Origin of the sequence: Bacteroides finegoldii DSM 17565 (assembly GCF_000156195.1) — a bacterium.
In the GTDB taxonomy this organism is placed as follows: Bacteria; Bacteroidota; Bacteroidia; order Bacteroidales; family Bacteroidaceae; genus Bacteroides; species Bacteroides finegoldii.
Map to the genome: position 1 here is coordinate 22,461 of NZ_GG688333.1, position 22,600 is coordinate 45,060.

The following is a 22,600-nucleotide window of genomic DNA, read 5'->3' on the forward strand; positions in this document are numbered from 1 at the left end:
AGGAATAGGACATTTATGAAAAGAAAAATACAAGATTGCCTTGCATACAGACTGTTTTTGTTGTTACCACTTTTCTCGTTTGGAGGATGTGTGGAGATAAAAGCTCCTGTTGATTACGTAAATCCATATATGGGAAATATTAGTCACTTGTTGGTACCGACTTATCCGACTGTCCATTTACCTAACAGTATGTTACGAATATATCCTCAAAGGGAGGATTATACAAGTAATAAATTGAAGGGATTACCTGTGATAGTGACAAGTCATAGAGGAAATTCGGCCTTCTCTATCAATCCGTTCAATAGCTTTTGTGATAGTTTAGAGAAGGGTAGTAGGTCTTCTTTTATATTGTATAATTACGATAATGAAAAGATCAAGCCTTATTATTACAGTGTTTTTTTGAGTGACTATGATATAGAGGTAAAATATGTCCCTTCTCATCAGTCGGCTTTATATCAATTAGATTTCCGGACAGGGCAACCTGGGCTTTTGATCGGGGCGACAAATGGAGAGTTGCATGTAGAGAAAAACAAAGTTTTTGGTTATCAGCAAATCGGTTCCTATGAGACAAGAGTGTATCTTTATCTGGAAACGGACGTGGTTCCTTTACAAACGGAAGAAGGAAATACTGTCGTAATGAAATTTCCAGAGAATGATAAAAGGATTAATCTTCGTTATGGAATCTCTTTTATAAGTGTAGATCAGGCGAAAAAAAATATGGAACGCGAAGTGGCTGGAAAGGATTTGGAAACTCTTACACGAACAGGTAGAACTATTTGGAATGATGCTCTTGGAAAGATTCAGGTAAAGGGAAACTGTGAGGATAGTAAGACTATATTCTATACTTCTTTATACAGAACATATGAACGAATGGTTTGTCTTTCTGAAGATGGACAGTATTATAGTGCTTTTGACAATCAGGTTCATCAGGATAGCGGTGTTCCTTTTTATACTGATGATTGGATCTGGGATACGTATAGAGCTACCCATCCATTGAGAATATTACTGGAACCGGAACGCGAGAAATATATGATTCAGTCTTTTATCCGGATGGCTGGTCAGATGAAACATTTTTGGATGCCTACTTTTCCGGAGATAACAGGTGATAGCCGACGGATGAATTCAAATCATGGGGTGGCTACTGTACTTGATGCTTATGTAAAAGGAATTACGGATTTCGATTTAAAGGAAGCATATCGTGCTTGTAAAAATGCTATCACTGAAAAGACATTAGCACCGTGGTCGGATATGGAAGCCGGAAAGCTAGATTCTTTTTATGTGTCAAACGGATATTTTCCGGCGTTAGCTTCTGGTGAAGAGGAAGTTGTTTCCGAAGTACATAGTTTTGAGAAAAGGCAAGCTGTTGCTGTGACATTAGGTACAGTGTACGATGAATGGTGTCTGGCACAAATAGCCAGACTGCTGGATAATAAAGAGGATTACAATTACTTTTTGCAAAGAAGTTTGAACTATCATCAATTGTTTAATGCAGAAACAAAATTTTTTCATCCTAAAGATAGTGAAGGAAATTTTATCACTCCGTTTGATTATCGTTATTCCGGTGGAATGGGTGGAAGGGATTATTATGGCGAAAATAATGGATGGGTTTATCGTTGGGATGTCCCCCATAATGTAGCGGATCTTATCAAACTGATGGGAGGGAAAGAGGCGTTTGTTGATGAGCTGGAAAAGATGTTTGATACTCCTTTAGGAAAAAGCAAGTATGAATTTTTCTCCCGTTTTCCTGATCATACAGGTAATGTCGGACAGTTTTCTATGGCAAATGAACCTTGTTTACATATTCCTTACTTATATAACTATGCCAATAAACCCTGGATGACCCAGAAAAAGATTAGGACATTACTGGAGGAATGGTTTAGAAATGATTTGATGGGGATGCCGGGAGATGAGGATGGTGGTGGCATGAGTGCATTTATTGTCTTCTCGCAGCTAGGTTTTTATCCGGTTACGCCAGGATTACCTATATATGTCATTGGAAGTCCGGTGTTTGAACGGGCAAAAATTCAGTTGAGTGATGACAAAACCTTTGAAGTATATTGCCATAATTATTCGCCGAAACATAAATACATTCAATCGGTTAAGCTGGATGGAGTGGAATGGGATAAATCTTGGTTTAGTCATGAGGAACTGATGAAGGGAAATAAATTAGAAGTAACGATGGGGGCCTATCCCAATAAGGAGTGGGCGTCTCAAGACCAGTCTGTCCCTCCTTCATTTGAAATGAGAAAATAAAGAATATGAATAATTAAAATTAAATCAATTATGATGCAGAGACTCTTTTTTATGATGATTTTTTTCTTGTCACTTTCATTGGAAAGTTGTAGCAAAGAAGATGATAATAATCCTTCTAATTCGGAGAATAACGGAGGAAATAATAATTTAGGTACAGAGTTGGATTATGATACTTTCTGCTTTTATTATGATTGGTATGGAAGTGAGGCTATTGACGGTCAATATAAACATTGGGCCCATGCTATAGCACCCGATCCTAATGGTGGATCCGGTCAGAATCCGGGGACCATTCCGGGTACACAGGAGAGTATAGCCAGTAATTTTTATCCTCAATTAGGAAGATATAGTAGTAGTGATCCTAATATTTTGGCCAAACATATGGATATGTTTGTTATGGCGCGTACCGGAGTGTTGGCACTTACCTGGTGGAATGAACAGGATGAGACTGAAGCCAAGAGAATCGGTCTTATACTGGATGCAGCAGATAAGAAAAAAATAAAAGTATGTTTTCACTTGGAGCCATATCCCAGCAGAAATGTGCAGAATCTTCGGGAGAACATAGTTAAATTGATAACGAGGTATGGAAATCACCCGGCCTTCTACAGAAAGGATGGCAAACCTTTGTTTTTTATTTATGACTCTTATTTAATCGAACCTAGTGAATGGGAAAAGTTATTAAGTCCTGGTGGCTCCATTACAATCAGAAATACAGCCTATGATGCTTTGATGATTGGATTATGGACTTCTAGTCCGACAGTGCAACGGCCTTTTATTTTGAATGCTCATTTTGATGGTTTCTATACATATTTTGCAGCTACCGGGTTCACGTATGGTTCTACCCCGACTAATTGGGTAAGTATGCAAAAATGGGCAAAGGAAAATGGTAAGATATTTATTCCAAGTGTGGGTCCCGGATATATAGACACACGTATACGTCCTTGGAATGGTTCGGTAATCCGGAATAGAACGGATGGGCAGTATTATGACGCTATGTATCGAAAGGCCATTGAAGCTGGGGTTTCGGCTATTTCTATTACCTCCTTTAATGAATGGCATGAAGGGAGCCAGATAGAACCGGCTGTGCCTTACACAAGTTCCGAGTTTACTTATTTGGATTATGAGAACCGTGAACCTGATTATTATCTCACCCGCACTGCGTACTGGGTTGGGAAATTTAGAGAAAGCAAACAATAATTATATTTGTTAATAAAAATAAACCATGAAAAAAGTCACAAAAGTAAAGATGTTGTTAATAATGCTATATGCATTGTTTATATCAGTATGTTCTATTTCTTGTTCTGATGACGACGATAATGTGCTAAAGGTAGACACAGTAGCTTTTATAAGCCAACTGACTGATTATCAAAATCAGCTGGAAACATTGAGGGATGGATCGCAGTATGGAAATAAGACGGGAATGTATCCGGAAGAGAGCAGGGATATACTTGAACTGGTATTAATCCAGATAAAAAAGAGTATCCGGCAAATTGAAAACGGAGAAGAGACTAATCCTTCACAGGAGAAAGTGGATGAATTGATTCAGGCTGCTAAAAAAGCGATGGAGGATTTTAAAGCAACTGTGATTATAGAATATGTTTCTGTAGCTGCAGAATTGTATGTAGACGGACAAAATGACGGGTATATTGATTTTGGAGCAAGTGAGAACTATTCTAAGTTTGGTAATACTGGTGAACAAGTTTTTACTGTTGAGTTGTGGGTGAAGTTGAAATATACTTCCGGTTTTGGTAGTGTGGTGGATGTCTTTATCGAAGATAGTCCCGGACATTATAGAAAAGGATGGGTAATTAATAACTTTGATAATAAGAGACTACGTATGTCGTTGGGAATGGATAATTGGGGATTGTTGGAACCTGGCATTGATTTCAGTACGACAGAGAAATGGGTTCATTTTGCAGCAGTTATTAACGAGAAAGGAGTTGATGGAGATGTTAATTCAGAAGGAAAACCTATTGTTGTAAAAGTGTATATGAATGGCGAATTGAAGGATCAGGCGACAGGGCTTGATGGTAATCCTTATAATCCGAATGATTTGGGAACATCTATGATTGCTTTTAGACATATGGGGGGGAATCTTGGTATGACAAATGACTGGAAACTATCTGGATATATCAAACATTTCCATCTTTGGAAATCTGCCAAGTCACAGGGAGAAATTAAAAAGCTGATGAATGAGGAAATTAAGGTTACAGGACAGGAAGATGATTTAGTTTGTGGATGGGAGTTTGATGCAACAGTGGAGGATGATACTAATATACCTGATTTGACAGGCAAATATTCTGCTAAGTTGCTTGGAGAGTATAAGTGGATTCCTTTGGAATAAAAGATTCTTTATCTGTTTCCTTTGGTAGGGCAGAAGCTTTTTGAGGCTGTCAGAAGTTTGGATTTACTATGTTTGGGATATTTTGTCTCTAATCAATCAGATAGTAAAACAGGCTTTTGACAGCTTTACTTTTATTTGATAAATTAAATGTGGTCTGTTTACTCTGCTATTTCAGCCCTTTAAGGGCTTTTTCCTTTCTCTTCTTCATTATTTTCCTCTTCCATTTCATCTGCAAAAGGTTCCGGCCGTTGCGGTCCGTGATTTACGAAAACGAAAGCGCAGAGCGTTCCCATAATTCCTCCGCTAAGATGTCCTTCCCACGACATATTGGTAGGGGAGAAATAAGGAAACATATGCCATATAATTCCTCCATATAAAAAGGTGACAAGTAAAGAGATGGCAATGAGTAGAACATATTTGCGGAGAATACCACTGAAAAAGAGAAAGAAGGCAAAGCCATAGATCAGTCCGCTGGCACCGATGTGCCATCCCGGTTTTCCGATCAGAAAAGTAAGTAGTCCGCTTCCGAGCCAAATGAGAATAAAAATTTTACTGGCTATTCCCCGGTAAAAGTAAAAAAGACACCATGACAAGAAGAATAAAGGGATTGTATTTGCTAATAAATGACTGAACCCGCTGTGTATCAGCGGATGGGTTAAAATGCCGGTCAGTCCCCGTTTCTCCATAGGATATACCCCCAAGCGAGAGAAGTCCCAGTCCATCCCGACTTCCATAATCTTGAGTATATAGAGAATAAAAATAAGGAACAAAGGCTTTGCTGTAGCCAGCATGATACGCTGAATATCTTGCTTCATGACATTCTTTTCTTTAGATATTTTACGCAATACTACGAATATTTGCACAAAATCTGAAAATAAAAAGCCTTTTTATTTTTGTTTTTATCTATAATTTGTACATTTGGGCGTTATACCTATTGTATATGCTGCTACAGCCAATATATACGGTATGTAACAATAAATAGGTATACGATATAATGACCAATAATTAACCTTTAAATAATGCACAACTATGAGTTATTTACGATTTGACAAGACCCTCATGACGAATCTCGAAGAGTCTCTTCAAAGAGAAATTCTTCGGACGAACAAGGCAGGAGCTTATCATTGTACAACGATTGTTGATTGTAACACACGCAAATATCACGGCCTGTTGGTGATTCCTATCCCCAATATAGACGATGAAAATCATGTGCTGCTATCTTCTCTTGATGAAACGGTAATTCAACACGGTGCAGAGTTTAACTTGGGATTGCATAAATATCAAGGAAATAACTTCAGTCCTAACGGGCACAAGTATATCCGTGAATTTGATTGTGAACATATCCCGGCGACAACTTACCGTGTTGGAGGTGTGATTCTCCGCAAAGAAAAAATCTTTGTACATCATGAAAATAGAATCCTGATTCGTTATACGTTGCTGGACGCTCATTCGGCGACAACTTTGCGTTTCCGGCCGTTTCTTGCTTTCAGAAGTGTACGCGAATATACCCATGAAAACGCTCAGGCGAGCCGTGAGTATCAATTAGTGGAGAACGGAATCAAGACTTGTATGTATCCCGGATATCCGGAACTTTATATGCAGTTGAATAAAAAATGTGAATTCCATTTCCAGCCCGACTGGTATCGGGGAATCGAATATCCGAAGGAACAGGAGCGCGGATATGACTTCAATGAAGATCTTTATGTACCTGGTTATTTTGAAGTAGATATAAAGAAAGGAGAAAGCATTGTTTTCTCTGCCGGAATTTCAGAAACGACGACTCGCAGGCTGAAACAGACATTTGAAGCGGAAGTGGCCGATCGTACACCGCGTGATAGTTTCTACCACTGTTTGGAGAACTCTGCTCATCAATTCCACAATCAGCAGGAGGGCGAACACTATATTCTCGCCGGTTATCCGTGGTTCAAATGTCGGGCGCGCGATATGTTCATCGCTTTGCCGGGACTGACACTTGCCATTGACGAGATAGATCAGTTTGAAGATGTGATGAAAACGGCGGAAAAGGCAATCCGTAACTTCATCAATGAAGAACCTGTGGGGTACAAAATTTATGAAATGGAACACCCAGATGTGTTGCTGTGGGCTGTATGGGCTTTGCAGCAATATACCAAAGAAACTTCGCGCGAACAGTGCCGCCAGAAATATGGAGAGCTTTTGAAAGATATCATGGTATTTATCCGTCAAAGGAAGCATGACAACCTTTTCCTGCATGAAAACGGACTGTTGTATGCCAACGGTACGGAGAAGGCGATTACTTGGATGAACTCTACGGTAAACGGTCATCCGGTGATTCCGCGTACGGGATATATTGTTGAATTTAATGCGTTGTGGTATAATGCGTTGCGCTTTGTGGCTGATTTGGTACGCGAAGGTGGTGATGTAATCCTTGCAGATGAACTTGATGCGCAGGCCGAAGTGACCGGTAAATCATTCGTGGAGGTGTTCCGTAACGAATATGGATATTTGCTCGATTATGTAGACGGCAATATGATGGACTGGAGTGTACGTCCGAACATGATATTTACCGTAGCATTTGATTATTCTCCTCTGGACCGGGGGCAGAAGAAACAGGTGCTCGATATCGTAACCAAAGAATTGCTCACTCCTAAGGGGATTCGTTCGCTGAGCCCGAAGAGTGGGGGATACAATCCGAATTATGTAGGTCCGCAGGTACAGCGTGACTATGCTTATCATCAGGGAACAGCTTGGCCTTGGTTGATGGGATTCTATCTGGAGGCTTATTTACGGATTTATAAGACCAGCGGACTGTCGTTCGTCGAACGTCAGTTGATTAGCTATGATGATGAAATGACCAGCCATTGTGTGGGGTCCATTGCCGAGCTATTTGACGGGAATCCGCCTTTCAGAGGACGTGGCGCCGTGTCGTTTGCCATGAATGTAGCGGAAATATTGCGTGTTTTGAAGCTGCTGTCTAAATATTATTAAAGAAAGGAGGAACGAAGATGAAAGTTTTAATGTTTGGATGGGAATTCCCCCCGAAAATATATGGTGGTCTTGCAGTTGCTTCTTACGGAATAACTAAAGGATTGAGCTTGCAGGGTGATATGGAAACAGTATTTTGTATGCCTAAGCCTTGTGGTGAAGAAGAAAAGTTCTTGAAAATAATCGGCATGAACCAGGTGCCTGTTGTGTGGCGTGATGTCAATTATGACTATTTGAAGTCACGCTTGCAGGGATATACGTCACCGGAAGAGTATTATGCTTTCCGCGACCATATCTATGCCGATTTCTCGTATATGCATGTCAATGATTTGGGATGTATGGAGTTTGCAGGAGGTTACCCCGGTAATCTGCATGAGGAAATCAATAATTTTTCGATTATTGCCGGAGTAGTAGCCCGTCAGCAGGAGTTCGACATTATCCATGCACATGACTGGCTGACTTATCCTGCCGGTGTGCATGCCAAGATGGTGAGCGGAAAACCGCTTTGTATCCATGTGCATGCTACGGATTTTGACCGTTCTCGCGGAAAAGTCAATCCGACTGTCTATTCGATCGAGAAGAACGGTATGGATCATGCCGACTGTATCATGTGTGTGTCCGAGCTTACCCGGCGTACAGTGATAAATGAATACCATCAGGATCCAAGAAAAGTGTTTGCCATGCACAATGCCGTTTATCCGTTGTCGCAGGAACTGCTGGATATTCCGCGTCCCGACCATTCGAAAGAGAAAGTGGTTACTTTCCTCGGACGTATCACTATGCAGAAAGGTCCTGAGTATTTTGTGGAAGCTGCCGCTCTGGTGTTGCAGCGTACCCGTAACATCCGCTTCGTGATGGCAGGTTCGGGTGATATGTTGAATGCCATGATCAATCTGGTTGCCGAGCGTGGCATTGCCGACCGTTTCCACTTCCCGGGATTTATGAAAGGCAAGCAGGTATATGAGGTTTATAAGAATAGTGATGTATTCGTTATGCCTTCGGTATCAGAACCTTTCGGTATTGCCCCGTTGGAAGCTATGCAATGCGGAACGCCTTCCATCATATCAAAGCAGTCGGGATGTGGTGAGATTCTTGATAAGGTGATTAAGACCGATTACTGGGATATTCATGCGATGGCCGATGCGATTTATTCCATTTGTACTAATCCGTCTCTTTTCCAATATCTGCAGGAAGAAGGAAAACGGGAAGTGGACGGAATTACTTGGGAAAAGGTAGGCCTGAGAATTCGTGCCCTTTACGAGGATGTGTTAAGAAACTATGGTAAATAACGAAACAATATACAAAAATGAGAACTATCTGTCTTTATTTTGAAATACATCAAATTATACATTTGAAACGTTATCGTTTCTTCGATATCGGTAATGACCATTATTATTACGATGATTACGCGAATGAAACGGGTATGAACGAGGTTGCCGAACGTTCATATATTCCTGCTCTCAGTACATTGATTGAGATGGCTAAGAATTCGGCTGGCGCTTTCAAAGTGGCGCTTTCTATCTCGGGCGTGGCTTTGGAACAGTTGGAGATCCATGCTCCGGCAGTAATTGATTTGTTGCATCAGTTGAACGATACCGGTTGTTGCGAGTTCCTTTGCGAACCTTATTCACACGGTCTGTCCTCACTTGCTAACGAGGATTGTTTCCGTGAGGAGGTGATTCGCCAACGTAATAAGATGAAACAGATGTTTGGCAAAGAACCGAAAGTGTTCCGTAATTCCAGTTTGATTTACTCGGACGATATTGGTGGATTGGTGGCTTCTATGGGCTTCAAAGGAATGTTGACGGAAGGTGCTAAGCATATATTGGGATGGAAGAGTCCGCATTATGTATATCACTGCAATCAGGCTCCCAGTCTCAAACTTCTGTTGAGAGATTTTAAGTTGTCGGATGATATCAGTTTGCGTTTCTCCAACTCGGATTGGGCGGAATATCCTCTGTTTGCCGATAAGTATATCAGTTGGATTGATGCGTTGCCACAGGAAGAACAGGTTATCAATATCTTTATGGAGTTGAGTGCGCTTGGTATGGCTCAGCCGTTATCTTCCAATATTCTTGAATTCCTGAAAGCTTTGCCGGAATGTGCAAAAGCGAAAGGTATTACTTTCTCTACACCGACCGAAATTGTGACGAAACTGAAATCTGTATCTCAGCTTGACGTTGCCTATCCTATGTCATGGGTGGATGAGGAAAGAGATACCAGTTGCTGGTTAGGTAATGTCATGCAACGTGAGGCTTTCAACAAATTGTATAGTGTGGCGGAACGCGTTCATCTGAGTGATGACCGGCGTATCAAGCAGGACTGGGATTATTTGCAGGCAAGCAACAACTTCCGTTTCATGACGACGAAGAATACGGGTATCTGGCTGAATCGCGGTATTTATGACTCTCCTTATGATGCGTTCACGAACTATATGAATATCTTGGCCGATTTCATCAAACGGGTGGATGCATTGTATCCTGCCGATGTGGATAGCGAAGAACTTAATTCTTTGCTGACTACGATCAAGAATCAGGGAGATGAAATTACCGGACTAGAGAAGATGGTTGAGAAATTGCAGGCAAAGGTGGCTAAGGAAACTGCTGCTAAAAAAACGACTGCAAAGTCGGCAACAACAAAGAAGGTCGCTGTTAAAAAGACTGAAACTGAACCGAAAAAGACAGCCGGAAGACCTAAGAAAACGACTGGAAAGTAAGAAGAGGTAAATTCTTGTTATACACAAAGCCGCGGACAGGATGCGATTCCGTCCGCGGCTTTGTAATGTGCTTTTATGGGGAATACTCTATGGCTATACAGAAACAGCGCAGGTTGCATTAATGCAACCTGCGCTGTTTCTGTAAGTTCTTTTATAGTGTTCTATTTATTGAAGTTTGTAGAAATAACTTCAAGTTTTAGTTTGTATTTATCTTGTTCATCCTCGGATAAAGTGGGATCTGTTGCATTAGCTCCCCCTTTTAAACGTGCATAACCGGGTTTTAAATCGTGTTGTATGCTGATTACATTGGACGAAGTTCCATAATTACTGTTTGCAGAAGAGTCTTTAGTTACAAGTACCGGAATAAGTACAAATTTGTTCCAGTCTTCTCCTTTATCTTTATCAGCCAGACAGTTGTTTACCATCTGCGTGATATTGTTGAATGTGTATGCGGTGAGATTTCCTGTAGAAGATGAATAATCAAACAGGGATGATTTTATACCATCACTCAGTTCATTGTTTTTGAAGAAATCGTCTTTGTATTTTTTACGTATCAACAGGACACTTCGCGGAACGGACATTCCGAATTTCTTGTCGCTTGTTGCTTCATTGTAGATAGGAATGCTTAATTTAACGGCATTCAGCGTATCACTTCCAAGTGTGTTCGATATTTCTTCAATAGGAAGTGTTACCTCTGTGAATATTCCTGCGGGACTTTTTAAGTAAGTACAGTCTTTTCGGTCAATGCACTCTTCTATTTTCGTACCATTTTCCAATTTGTTTGCTTGAATAACTTCACGTGTGGATGTGAAAGAGCGGCCGGCATATACTACGGAATCCTTCCCTAAGGATGTGCGCAATTTGGCACCTGTTATACTGTCTCTGGCGTGTTCCAGAAATGCTACATCCATTTGTACAGCGTTAACGTAGAGAATAGTACCGTCTCCGTAATCGCTTTCGACATATAATCCGGGAAATATATCTTGAAATTTCTTATACAAATCTTTCGTACGTCCTTCTTTTAATAATTCCTTGCCCAACTCTTCCGTTCTTGCCTTATCTAACGTGATTTTGACATAAGGAGTGTAGGTTGAAAGATTACGTATAGAATCACTGACGGATAAATCGACTGCCGTGTAAGATTTTCTACCTAATAAACTTGTCTCTTTATCATAATAGAGATCGGGGTCGATATTGGTATAGTAAGCATTAGGATCTTTGTACCAATATTCATTGGTACCTTCCTTTTTTTTGTCCAATTCATACATACTCAAGCGGCAGGCAGTCAAAGAATCTCCGAAGTAACTGTCATACCAAAGATAAATATTGATCTGACAGTTGCCGATAGAAGTCTCTCCGTCTTTAATAGTAGTGTAGTTTTTGTGTACGCTTTCTTCTACATTGTTGAAGTCTGCTATCATCTTTCCAGTACCACTATTGTAATCTCCTTTGAAGGCTTCAGGGAAAGTCATACCTTCCGGGCAGTTAAGCTGGACTAAAAAGCCTGCTTGATAAGTCCCGAATATTTCATCTGTAAACTTACCCACATACCCGATATTTGTTTTGGCATAAACTTCTCCAACGGGAATAGATTGGGTTGTTACATCAAATGTCGTTAGTTTTCCATTAATATTCTGGTCACTTCCCGGAAACATTCCCAGTCCTAATCCGGCTGTGTTATCATCACAGTTCCAAAAAGTGATTGCCAGTAAAGCTATTAAGGCATATTTTGCTTTCATGATTGTCGTATCTTGAATTTTTTATTCTTCTTTGTTATTGTCGGCAGCGGCTTCCCATACCTGATCGTAGAATTCATTACAGGCGTCTGCATAGTTTTCCGGATTTTGGTAATCAAGTACCAGCTTGCCTGATTGGCGGGCATATTCAATAATAGATTCGTCCACTTTTTCACTGTTTTGTATTACTCCATCGGAATAATCAACAGCTAGTTTGCAGAGAGCAGCATAATCTACCGGTTCTTTCAAATCACCCAAGTCTTTTCTTGTGATACCTTTCAACATCAATTTAGTTGCAAAGTCATCGCTAAGTGTATTTTTAAAGTCGTCTTCATAAACCGAGAATACTACTTTAGCGTCACGGAAGGAAGGCTCGTCTTTGTAGGCTTTCTTAATATAAAGAGGAGCCAAAGCAGTCATCCAGCCGTGACAGTGAATTACATCCGGACACCAGCGTAACTTCTTCACCGTTTCCAGTACGCCGCGTGCATAGAAGATAGCGCGGCTGTCGTTATCATCATATTCCACACCGTTTTCGTCTGCTGTCTGCAAACGGTTCTGGAAATAATCATCATTATCGATGAAATATACCTGCATACGTGCAGATTGGATGGAAGCGACTTTTATAATCAGGGGATGGTCAGTATCGTCAATAATCAGATTCATACCGGAAAGGCGAATCACTTCGTGCAACTGGTTTCTGCGTTCATTGATGTTTCCCCATTTGGGCATAAAGGTTCTGATTTCACGGCCTTTTTCTTGGATCGCCTGTGGAAGGTTTCTACCTATATTGGCCATTTCGGATTCTGAAACGTAAGGTGTAATCTCTTGAGTAATAAATAAAACTTTATTCGCCTTTGTCATAATAACAATAGTTCTCTATAATATTGTGCAAAGATACGAAAAAAAAGACACATTAAATAAGATATTCTTTCTTTATGTGGCAAATATTAGTTTATTTTGCAGAGTTTTTGCAAACGAGTAAAACATAAACCAATAGACGAAAATGAAAGTAGTGCACACTATCAAGGACTTACAGGCCGAATTGTCGGCACTGAAAGTCCAGGGTAAAAAGGTAGGATTGGTTCCTACAATGGGTGCTTTGCATGCGGGACACGCATCTCTGGTAAAGCGCAGCGTAAGTGAGAATGGTGTAACTGTAGTGAGTGTCTTTGTGAATCCCACACAGTTTAACGATAAAAACGATTTAGAGAAATATCCGCGTACGTTGGAGGCTGATTGCAGCTTGTTGGAAGAATGTGGGGCAGCATTGGTCTTTGCTCCTTCGGTGAGCGAGATGTACCCGGAACCGGATACCCGTCAGTTCAGTTATGCTCCGTTGGATACTGTGATGGAAGGAGCGTTCCGTCCGGGACATTTCAATGGCGTTTGCCAGATTGTCAGCAAGCTGTTTGACGCAGTGCAGCCGGATAGGGCTTATTTCGGTGAGAAGGATTTCCAGCAGTTGGCGATTATCCGTGAGATGGTTCGGCAATTAAATTATTCTTTGGAGATTGTGGGTTGCCCGATCGTACGTGAAGAAGACGGGTTGGCATTGAGTAGCCGTAACAAACGTTTGTCTGCAGAAGAACGTGAAAATGCTTTAAATATTTCCCGCACATTATTTAAAAGTCGTAACTTTGCGGCCACTCATACGGTAAGTGAGACGCAAAAGATGGTGGAAGATGCGATTGAAGCTGCACCGGGCTTGCGTTTGGAGTACTTTGAGATTGTAGACGGAAATACATTGCAGAAGATAAATGATTGGGAAAATACTTCTTATGCGGTAGGGTGTATCACCGTATTCTGCGGGGAAGTACGACTGATTGATAACATTAAATATAAAGAATAACTAAAAAGACGAAACCTTATGATGATTGAAGTGTTGAAGTCGAAAATTCATTGCGCGCGCGTCACGGAAGCTAATTTAAACTACATGGGTAGCATCACGATTGATGAGGATTTGCTGGACGCTGCAAACATGATTGCGGGTGAGAAAGTGTATATTGCCGATAACAATAACGGTGAGCGCTTTGAAACCTACATTATCAAAGGTGAACGCGGTTCGGGCAAGATTTGTCTGAATGGTGCTGCGGCACGTAAGGTGCAACCGGATGATATTGTTATTATCATGTCTTACGCACTGATGGATTTTGAAGAAGCCAAGTCGTTTAAACCGACAGTTATTTTCCCAGATCCTGAGACAAACCAAGTGGTAAAGTAGGAAAGTATCTTTGATATTTGAATAATAAGGAAAGCCCCGTCTACATCAAGTAAACGGGGCTTTCCTTATTCTATTTTTATTATGCTGAAGCAAGCGTCGGCGGTTAGTTACCGGCATTTGCTTTTAGTTGCTCATTCATGGCAGCAGCAGCCTTGCGGCCGTCTCCCATGGCGAGAATGACCGTAGCTCCACCGCGCACGATGTCACCGCCTGCATAAATCATGGGAATGGAAGATTCCATATTGTCATTAACGGCAATCGTTCCTTTGCGTCCTAATTCCAGCCCTTTGATAGAACTCGGAACAATCGGGTTGGGAGATACACCTACACTGACGATGGCCAGATCGATGTCTATTGTTTCTGTTGCTCCGGGAATGGGTACAGGACTGCGACGTCCGGAAGCATCCGGTTCACCTAATTCCATCTTTTGCAGGACTACCTGTTTTACGCATCCCTGTTCGTCGGCTATGTATTCGATGGGATTATGGAGTGTCAGGAATTCTACTCCCTCTTCTTTGGCATGTTTTACCTCCTCGATACGTGCGGGCATTTCTTCTTCCGAACGGCGGTAGATAATCATGGCACGTTCGGCACCCAGACGCTTGGCGGTACGAACAGAATCCATAGCTGTGTTTCCGCCACCGATAACCGCTACATTCTTGCCGAAAGCTACCGGAGTGTCGGATTCTTCACTGGCTGCGTCCATCAGATTGACACGGGTGAGATATTCGTTGGAAGACATGATGTTGATCGAGTTCTCTCCGGGAATATTCATAAAGTTCGGCAGTCCCGCACCGGAAGCGACAAATATACCTTTGAAACCTTCTGCCTTCAAATCCTCCACGCTGATTGTTTTTCCTACGATGCAGTCCTTGATAAAGTTAACCCCCATCTTCACAAGGTTGTCTATTTCTACATCTACAATCTTGTTGGGCAGACGGAATTCGGGAATACCGTATTTCAATACACCACCGATTTCATGTAATGCCTCAAATACAGTTACATCATAGCCAAACTTAGCCATATCACCGGCAAATGCCAGTCCGGCAGGTCCGGAACCGATTACTGCTATTTTGATACCGTTCTTATTAGCGATGACAGGTACTGAAATTTGTCCGCTTTCGCGTTCGTAATCAGCGGCAAAGCGTTCCAAATAACCGATAGCGACCGGCTTCTCATTCATTTTCAGATGAATACATTTTGATTCACACTGTTTCTCCTGCGGGCAAACACGACCGCAAACAGCCGGAAGCGCACTTGTCTCTTTCAAGGTTTTGGCTGCTTCGAGGAACTCTCCGCGCTCGATATTTTTGATGAAACGAGGAATATCGATACCTACCGGACAGCCTTCGGTACATCCCGGATTAGCACAGTCAAGACAACGTTTGGCTTCTGTAACTGCCTGTTCTGCCGTCAAACCTTGATTTACCTCTTCTTTGCGGCTGTGTGAACGGTATTCCGGGTCAAGTTCATTCATCTCTACACGAGGAATCGCTGTACGCTCTTTGGGTTTCATTGATTTGCGCAACTCCTGTCTCCAGGCTGCATTACGGCTGTTTTCGTCTATTTCTTTAGTGGCTTCACATTCTGACTCCAGCTTGTGCATTTCTTCGCGTTCGATATTCTTGAATGCGCCCATACGTTTCAGCATTTCGTCAAAATTAACCTGGTGACCGTCAAATTCGGGACCGTCTACACAAACGAATTTTGTTTTTCCTCCTACGGTGATACGGCAAGCGCCGCACATACCTGTTCCGTCCACCATGATGGTGTTTAGTGAAACATCGGTCGGAATCTCATATTTTTTGGTTAGCAAGCAAACGAATTTCATCATGATTGCAGGACCGATGGCGAAGCATTTATCCACTTTCTCGCGTTTGATAACTTCTTCCACACCTTCCGTCACCAAACCTTTGCGACCGTATGAACCGTCGTCCGTCATGATGATTACTTCGTCGGAACTTTCACGCATTTCTTTCTCCAGGATGATAAGGTCTTTGTTACGTCCCGCCAATACGGTAATCACACGATTTCCGGCAGCTTTCAAAGCCTGTACGATGGGGAGCATCGGAGCAACACCTACACCACCACCGGCACAAACTACTGTTCCGAACTTCTCTATGTGTGTAGTCTGTCCCAACGGACCTACTACATCCGTAATGTAATCACCCTCGTTCAGCTCACAAAGACGGGTTGAAGAAAGCCCGACTTCCTGTACTACTAAGGTAATAGTGCCTTTCTTTACGTCAGAACCGGCTATAGTCAGAGGCATACGTTCTCCCTTTTCGCCTACACGCACGATGACGAAGTGTCCGGCCTTACGAGATTTAGCAATCAGAGGAGCTTCAATCTCAAATTTGAATACTTTCTCAGAAAAGCGTTCTTTGCTAATGATTTTGTTCATTATCTAATTATTTTGTTGGTTTTATTACGTAACTGCTATCAGAATGTTATAAATTTCGGCAAAGATACAGCTTATTTACGAAAAACAAAAAGAAAAGCCACTCTTTTGATGAGTGGCTCTTTATATACTTGCTCTTTTATTAGTCTATCATGTCAAAGCCGCAATATGGAACCAGTACTTTCGGGATTCTGATACCTTCCGGAGTCTGGTTGTTTTCGAGCAAAGCGGCAACGATACGGGGGAGTGCCAATGCCGAACCGTTCAATGTATGGCAAAGCTCGGTTTTCTTGTCCGCGTTACGGTAGCGGCATTTCAGGCGGTTGGCCTGATAAGTATCAAAATTGGATACGGAACTTACTTCCAACCAGCGTTTCTGTGCTTCCGAATATACTTCAAAGTCGAAGCAGAGCGCAGCGGTGAAACTCATGTCGCCACCGCAAAGGCGAAGTATGCGGTACGGAAGTTCCAGTTTCTGCAACAAACCTTCTACGTGGTCAAGCATTTCCTGATGAGACTGCTTAGAGTGTTCCGGCTTGTCGATACGGACTAATTCTACTTTGGAGAATTCGTGCAGGCGGTTCAGGCCACGCACATCTTTGCCGTATGAACCTGCTTCGCGACGGAAACATTGAGTGTATGCGCAGTTCATAATCGGTAGCTGTTTCTCTTCCAGAATTACGTCACGATAGATGTTTGTCACAGGGACTTCTGCTGTCGGGATCAGATATAAATCGTCTACTTCGCAGTGATACATTTGTCCTTCTTTGTCGGGAAGTTGTCCTGTGCCGTAACCGGAAGCAGCGTTGACAACTGTCGGCGGCATGATTTCGGTATATCCGGACTTGCGTGCTTCGTCCAGGAAGAAGTTGATAAGGGCACGTTGAAGTTGTGCGCCTTTACCTTTGTATACAGGGAAACCTGCACCTGTGATTTTTACACCCAGATCGAAATCAATCAGGTCGTATTTTTTAGCCAATTCCCAATGAGGAAGCGCATCTTTAGGAAGTTCTGTTTCCATGCCCCCCATCTTTTCTACGACATTGTCTTCTGCTCCTACACCTTCAGGTACACTGTCATAAGGAACATTGGGGATCGTGTAGAGCACGTTCTGCATTTCTGTTGCAGCTTGTGTCATGACAGCATCCAATTCTTTGTTACCTTCTTTCAGTTCGGCAACGCGGGCACGTGCAGATTCAGCCTCTTCTTTCTTGCCTTCTTTCATCAGTTGTCCGATAGTACGCGAAAGCGAGTTGACCTCTGCCAGGTTTTTATCTAATTGATTTTGTGTAGTACGTCTCTTGTCGTTTAAAGCAATCACTTGGTCGATTGTCTCTTTTGCATTTTTGAAATGCTTCTTTTCCAGTCCGCGGATAACCGCCTCTGTGTTTTCTGTAATTTGTTTAATGGTAAGCATATCTATACTTTTAATGAACTTTCGTTTAATGGATGCAAAGATAAAGAAAAAACAAAGAACCAAGCAATGAAAACTGACATAAAAAAGAAAGGAGATGCAATCACTTGGATTACATCTCCTTCTCTTGAATATTTTCTGTAATGCAATTACGCTTCAGTTGCAGGAACAACAGAAACATATCTTCTGTCTTCTTTGCCTACCTTGAAACTAACTGTACCATCTACCAAAGCGAAAAGAGTGTGGTCTTTACCCATTCCGATGTTTTCACCCGGATGGAATTCAGTACCTCTTTGACGAACGATGATGTTGCCTGCTTTGCAAGCTTCGCCACCAAATATCTTAACGCCTAATCTCTTACTTGCTGATTCGCGGCCGTTCTTAGAACTACCGACACCTTTTTTATGTGCCATTTCTTCTTACTTTTTAAATTGATTAAGCTACTACTTCTGTGATTGTTAACTCAGTGAACTGTTGACGGTGACCGTTCAATTTTCTGTAACCTTTTCTTCTTTTCTTGTGGAAAACAAGTACTTTGTCACCTTTAACCAAGTTTGATACAACCTGGCAAACAACTTTAGCGCCTTCTACGATAGGGGCACCTACTGTTACGTTTCCGTCTTTGTCTACCAAAAGAACTTTTTCAAATTCTACTGTTGAACCGTTTTCTGCACCTTCGATGTGGTGAACGAACAACTTCTGACCAGCTTCTGCTTTAAACTGCTGACCGTTAATTTCTACAATTGCGTACATCTTATATATAATGTATAAGTTAGCTCCGGCGGGTGGTCTTTAATCACTTAGAGAACTCTTTGTCGAACCCGTTGCGGAATAATCGGGCACAAAAGTACTATTTTTATTCATACCCGGCAAATATTTCTTTTATTTTTTTGCTATCGGACTAACTCTTCAAGATTTCTCATGATGATTTTGTGTGGATAAGCTTGCAGTTCTTCTGCGGTAGTCATTCCGTTGAGTACTCCGGCAAAGTCCACTCCGGCGTTGCAGGCAGTCTCCGCATCAACGGTGCTGTCTCCGATGTACAAAGTCTCTTGAGGTGCACTACCCAAATGTTCCAAAGCAAATCGTACTCCTTCCGGTGAAGGTTTGGCGGCTTTCACATCTTCTCCGCCCACCACAATATCCAGAAAATCTTCGGGCATATACTTTTCCAAAAAGCTTACTATTCTAAAACGATATTTAGTAGAGATAATGCCGATACGGGCGCCTTGTTTTTTCAGCGCTGTCAATGTCGATAATGTGTCGGGAAAAAGACAGGTATTCACGTTCATGTGTATATCTGCTTCCTGCCTGTATTCCTGTCGGAAGGCTGCAAGTTGTGCCGGGTCGGTCACTCCGGTCAGAATGCTGAAAGATTCTTCGAGTGTTTTACCGATAGTACGTTTGATAGCTTCATCAGTGACTGTCAAATATTGGTGACGGGTAAGTACGATTCTGAAGCATTTAACGATGCCGCGTGACGAATCGGCCAGGGTATAGTCGAAATCAAATAAATAGGTTTTATAATTCATAGAGGAACTTTGGGGTTTGATTGTTAGCGGATTCTGCCTCCGCTAATCCAATGTCTGTTATAGTAATCTTCACTTAGCCTGCTGACTATTACTCCTTTACTTGTGCTGGCATGAATGAACTTTCCATTCTTCAGGTAGATGCCGACATGGGCTACTTTTCTTTTAGAGCGGTTGCTGGTAAAAAAGAGCAGGTCTCCTTCTTTCAGGTTTCGTTTGGCTATCTTGTTGCTCCTGCTTTTCAGGGCCTCCGTGTTGCGTGGCACTTGAATGCGGTATACTTTACGATATATCTGATAAACCATGCCGGAACAGTCAGTACCTCTCTTTGAGTCTCCACCTCCACGATAGGGAGTTCCTATCCAATTGGCCGCTTCCAGATAGAGCTTGTGGTTATCTTCCATATTGATGTCCACCCCTAATAGGATAGAAGCCCGTGCCAATGCCTGATAATCCAGACGTGGAGCGGAGGTGCGGCAGGAACTGAGCATGGCAGTCAGCCCTACTAGAATAAGTATCAGTTTGAATTTTGTTTTCATCGTTTATTCTTAAATAGTAAATTTCCTCATTCTTTCACATTAAAATAATCTTCCAGCTCTTTTTCGGCTGAATTGTCCTTGTTGGTTATATCGCGGATGATTACCCCATATTCCAGCAGAGCTATTCGAGGACATACATCTACCGTATGATTCAGGTTATGACTGGAGATTATGACTGTTGCCCGGTATTCTTCGTTATATTTTTTCAGCAGATGTTTGATGACAGACTGAGAACTGGGATCGAGGAAATTGAACGGTTCATCCAATATCAATAATTGCGGATGATGAAGCATGGCGGAGATGATACCGATTTTCTGTTTGTTGCCGGCGGAGTAATTACGGATCAGTTTCTTGTGTCCGATCACTTCTCCGTTCATGAAGCGTTCGAAAGTAACCAGGCGTTCGTCCACCTCCTCCTTTTTTAATCCGTACATCTTTCCGATGAAGTAGAAATATTCTTCAGGAGTAAGATAGTCAATCAAAAAACCGTCATCTATAAATGCGCCTGTAAAGCTTTTCCAGTCTTCGCTTTGGCTTACGTCAATGTCATTGATCGCTACTTTCCCGTTGTCCGCTTTTAATAGGTCGAGCATTAATCGGAAAAGTGTTGTCTTTCCGGCACCGTTGTTTCCTACCAAGCCGAGCATATCACCTTGATTGATTTCATAGTGTTCTATATCTACCGCAACCTTTTCACCGAAATTCTTTCTAAGTCTGTCAATGGCAATCATGACTTTCTATGTTTATATGGGTTAATGATTCATGAACTTTTTATTGGCGGCTGTCTCTGAAACCTTCCATATTTTCATATCTCCGCTCCATGAAGCGATGATATACATTCTTGATCCATAACGGAGAAGTCAGGACAAAACCAAGCCCGATTACCAACAGGATGGTGTAAGTAATCGTTTCACCTAAAAACGTATTTAATAGGCTGTATAAAATAAGCGGGACACCGAATGCTCCAAAGTTGACTAACATCTGTATCGCACTGTTGGTTTGGCGGCTTGTTACTTTTTCGTTGAGGGGGACTGTCTGCTTATTGTAAACAGCCAGTTGGAAAAAACAGAAATAAATAAAGCCGATGGTATAGAAAAACCAGGCGAAAGCACCTAACAGAGTCAGTTTGTGCATGATGATGGCGGGAATCATCAATAGGAAAGGAATGATTTCGCCTATACTATAAATGTAGTATTTAGCTTTAAGCAAACTTCTGATTGATTCTTTGCGAGACATCAATCCGTCGATGTAATTACCCTCGAATGACATTATTTGTGATAGGATGATCATTCCGAAAGCGGCAAAATTGTAAACGCAGATAAAGGAGGTCATGACGTTACCGTCATAGACACTCGAAAAACTGAGCAGGGTGGAGAAGGCTATAATTACGATGGTGATACTGCGCAGTGAGCCCTTACAACGGCGGTTGCGTAGGAGCATTTTTAGTTCTAGTCTCATGTACTCGCCAACTTCTCCGTAACGTTCGAAGAATTTGTATTCGGAAACATGCTTGATCCGGGTATCATCTACTTTAGATAATTCGGCATAGATAAGTCCGGACATAATCTTGCGGTTGATCAGCCATAGAAGGATGATGACCAGTATCGTGCCGAGAAAATAGAGGATGTCCCCTTGAATATATCCGTCTCCCAGATCCATGAAAAAATAGAAGAGCGGACTGTCTTGGGGAATTAAAAGAAGGCACCCTGTTCCACCGTAAAAAACGATGGGTAACAGAATCCACCAAATACGTTCATTGATAAGTGTCCGGCAAAGCAAATACCAGTAATTGTTAGCGATAATCAGAAGTAAAATGCCTATGAGATAGGTAATGACTCCAATGGTACCAAAGAATTTGGTAATGGTGATGAAAGAAAAAGGGACAAATAGGAATAACCAGAACAGGTTGAACAGACTAAGTCCGGAACGGATAAGAAGAAAGTCGATGACGCGATTCCGTTTAACCGGCAGCAGGAGGTAGGGCTTTACCTCCTGTGTCGGTGTCTTTTGGAACGGAACACGCAACAGGAAATCGAGTGCCAGGATAAAAATCAAAACTACGCCGTTCATAACGTGATATGGTTCCCGATTGGGAACCATATCTGAAAAACCGAACGCGAACGTCGTACCGAAGAATATCAGGTAACCGGCCCAGAATGCGCCCATGACATAACCGAGTATTTTAGCTACTTTGTTCTTTTCATACATCGGATGCCGTTTGGCGGCGAGCCTTCCATGTTTGCGTAATTCGTTGAATATCATCATTCTGTTGATATGCTAGAGAATTTTATTTGGCTTCTTCCGGCATAGTCATTACAACTTGAATTTCGTTGTTCTGTTTCAGCAGCCTAGCGAGGAAGTCTTGTACTTCTTTTGCTGTAATGCTGTTGACTATCTTTTCGTAATCTTTTGTATTGTCGATACCTGTATAGAAGTATTCGTCCAGATTATTAAGCCAGTAACCGTTTTCTTTCTGTGCATCT

At 41.9% G+C, this 22,600-nt stretch carries 20 protein-coding genes; 8 read left to right on the forward strand and 12 right to left on the reverse strand.

Annotation, left to right across the window (positions count from 1 at the left end; all coding sequences use genetic code 11):
• The first annotated feature begins 15 nt into the window (after positions 1-15).
• From BACFIN_RS02820 to BACFIN_RS02810, 3 genes are read left to right on the forward strand one after another with little or no spacing between them, the layout of a single operon-like run.
• The gene (locus BACFIN_RS02820; protein WP_007757263.1) at positions 16-2,253 is read left to right on the forward strand and encodes a GH92 family glycosyl hydrolase; all 2,238 of its coding nucleotides are present in this window, start codon (positions 16-18) and stop codon (positions 2,251-2,253) included.
• A 30-nt stretch (positions 2,254-2,283) separates the two neighbouring features.
• Positions 2,284-3,447 (forward strand): glycoside hydrolase family 99 protein, encoded by a 1,164-nt coding sequence (locus BACFIN_RS02815; protein ID WP_007757265.1) that lies wholly within the window; start codon positions 2,284-2,286, stop codon positions 3,445-3,447.
• Between the two features lie 25 nt (positions 3,448-3,472).
• The gene (locus BACFIN_RS02810) at positions 3,473-4,594 is read left to right on the forward strand and encodes a DUF4972 domain-containing protein (protein ID WP_007757267.1); all 1,122 of its coding nucleotides are present in this window, start codon (positions 3,473-3,475) and stop codon (positions 4,592-4,594) included.
• Between the two features lie 179 nt (positions 4,595-4,773).
• On the opposite strand, the gene BACFIN_RS02805 is transcribed toward BACFIN_RS02810, so the two are convergent.
• The gene (locus BACFIN_RS02805; protein ID WP_032839909.1) at positions 4,774-5,409 is read right to left on the reverse strand and encodes a rhomboid family intramembrane serine protease; all 636 of its coding nucleotides are present in this window, start codon (positions 5,407-5,409) and stop codon (positions 4,774-4,776) included.
• A gap of 214 nt (positions 5,410-5,623) precedes the next feature.
• On the opposite strand from BACFIN_RS02805, the gene BACFIN_RS02800 reads away from it, so the two are divergent.
• Genes BACFIN_RS02800 through BACFIN_RS02790 form a run of 3 tightly spaced genes read left to right on the forward strand, consistent with a single transcriptional unit; the run spans position 5,624 to position 10,274 of the window.
• Positions 5,624-7,561, forward strand: coding sequence for a glycogen debranching enzyme N-terminal domain-containing protein (locus BACFIN_RS02800; RefSeq protein ID WP_007757269.1), 1,938 nt, complete (start codon positions 5,624-5,626; stop codon positions 7,559-7,561).
• A 17-nt stretch (positions 7,562-7,578) separates the two neighbouring features.
• Positions 7,579-8,847, forward strand: coding sequence for a glycosyltransferase family 4 protein (locus BACFIN_RS02795; RefSeq protein WP_007757270.1), 1,269 nt, complete (start codon positions 7,579-7,581; stop codon positions 8,845-8,847).
• A 17-nt stretch (positions 8,848-8,864) separates the two neighbouring features.
• Complete coding sequence (locus BACFIN_RS02790) at positions 8,865-10,274, forward strand: glycoside hydrolase family 57 protein (RefSeq protein WP_007757271.1); 1,410 nt, start codon at positions 8,865-8,867, stop codon at positions 10,272-10,274.
• Between the two features lie 161 nt (positions 10,275-10,435).
• On the opposite strand, the gene BACFIN_RS02785 is transcribed toward BACFIN_RS02790, so the two are convergent.
• On the reverse strand, positions 10,436-12,013 hold the full coding sequence (locus BACFIN_RS02785) for a DUF4270 domain-containing protein (protein WP_007757272.1): 1,578 nt from the start codon (positions 12,011-12,013) through the stop codon (positions 10,436-10,438).
• 21 nt (positions 12,014-12,034) lie between these two features.
• On the reverse strand, positions 12,035-12,874 hold the full coding sequence (locus BACFIN_RS02780; protein WP_007757275.1) for a glycogen/starch synthase: 840 nt from the start codon (positions 12,872-12,874) through the stop codon (positions 12,035-12,037).
• 142 nt (positions 12,875-13,016) lie between these two features.
• Between BACFIN_RS02780 and panC the strand changes: the two genes are divergently transcribed.
• Both panC and panD read left to right on the forward strand, forming a co-directional pair.
• The gene (panC, locus tag BACFIN_RS02775; protein ID WP_007757277.1) at positions 13,017-13,862 is read left to right on the forward strand and encodes a pantoate--beta-alanine ligase; all 846 of its coding nucleotides are present in this window, start codon (positions 13,017-13,019) and stop codon (positions 13,860-13,862) included.
• A gap of 18 nt (positions 13,863-13,880) precedes the next feature.
• Entirely contained in the window at positions 13,881-14,234 is a 354-nt protein-coding gene (gene panD, locus BACFIN_RS02770) for an aspartate 1-decarboxylase (RefSeq protein ID WP_007757279.1), read from the forward strand.
• A 103-nt stretch (positions 14,235-14,337) separates the two neighbouring features.
• Here the strand turns inward: panD and BACFIN_RS02765 are convergent, their stop codons facing one another.
• From BACFIN_RS02765 to BACFIN_RS23510, 9 genes are all read right to left on the reverse strand, one after another.
• Positions 14,338-16,638, reverse strand: coding sequence for a bifunctional dihydroorotate dehydrogenase B NAD binding subunit/NADPH-dependent glutamate synthase (locus tag BACFIN_RS02765; protein ID WP_007757281.1), 2,301 nt, complete (start codon positions 16,636-16,638; stop codon positions 14,338-14,340).
• Positions 16,639-16,777: 139 nt separating this feature from the next.
• Positions 16,778-18,052, reverse strand: coding sequence for a serine--tRNA ligase (gene serS / locus BACFIN_RS02760; protein WP_007757283.1), 1,275 nt, complete (start codon positions 18,050-18,052; stop codon positions 16,778-16,780).
• A 146-nt stretch (positions 18,053-18,198) separates the two neighbouring features.
• Positions 18,199-18,462 (reverse strand): 50S ribosomal protein L27, encoded by a 264-nt coding sequence (gene rpmA / locus BACFIN_RS02755; RefSeq protein ID WP_007757287.1) that lies wholly within the window; start codon positions 18,460-18,462, stop codon positions 18,199-18,201.
• Between the two features lie 22 nt (positions 18,463-18,484).
• Entirely contained in the window at positions 18,485-18,802 is a 318-nt protein-coding gene (rplU, locus tag BACFIN_RS02750) for a 50S ribosomal protein L21 (protein ID WP_007757288.1), read from the reverse strand.
• 140 nt (positions 18,803-18,942) lie between these two features.
• Entirely contained in the window at positions 18,943-19,581 is a 639-nt protein-coding gene (locus BACFIN_RS02745; RefSeq protein ID WP_007757290.1) for an HAD-IA family hydrolase, read from the reverse strand.
• A 23-nt stretch (positions 19,582-19,604) separates the two neighbouring features.
• Positions 19,605-20,117: a C40 family peptidase gene (locus BACFIN_RS02740; RefSeq protein WP_007757291.1), complete on the reverse strand. Its 513-nt coding sequence runs from the start codon at positions 20,115-20,117 to the stop codon at positions 19,605-19,607.
• Between the two features lie 26 nt (positions 20,118-20,143).
• Entirely contained in the window at positions 20,144-20,848 is a 705-nt protein-coding gene (locus tag BACFIN_RS02735; RefSeq protein WP_007757293.1) for an ABC transporter ATP-binding protein, read from the reverse strand.
• Between the two features lie 40 nt (positions 20,849-20,888).
• Positions 20,889-22,382 carry a DUF5687 family protein gene (locus BACFIN_RS02730; protein ID WP_007757294.1) on the reverse strand — a complete coding sequence of 498 codons (1,494 nt, stop codon included), beginning with the start codon at positions 22,380-22,382 and terminating at the stop codon, positions 20,889-20,891.
• A gap of 22 nt (positions 22,383-22,404) precedes the next feature.
• Positions 22,405-22,600: hypothetical protein (locus tag BACFIN_RS23510; protein WP_007757296.1), on the reverse strand; the 196-nt coding region annotated here is incomplete at its 5' end.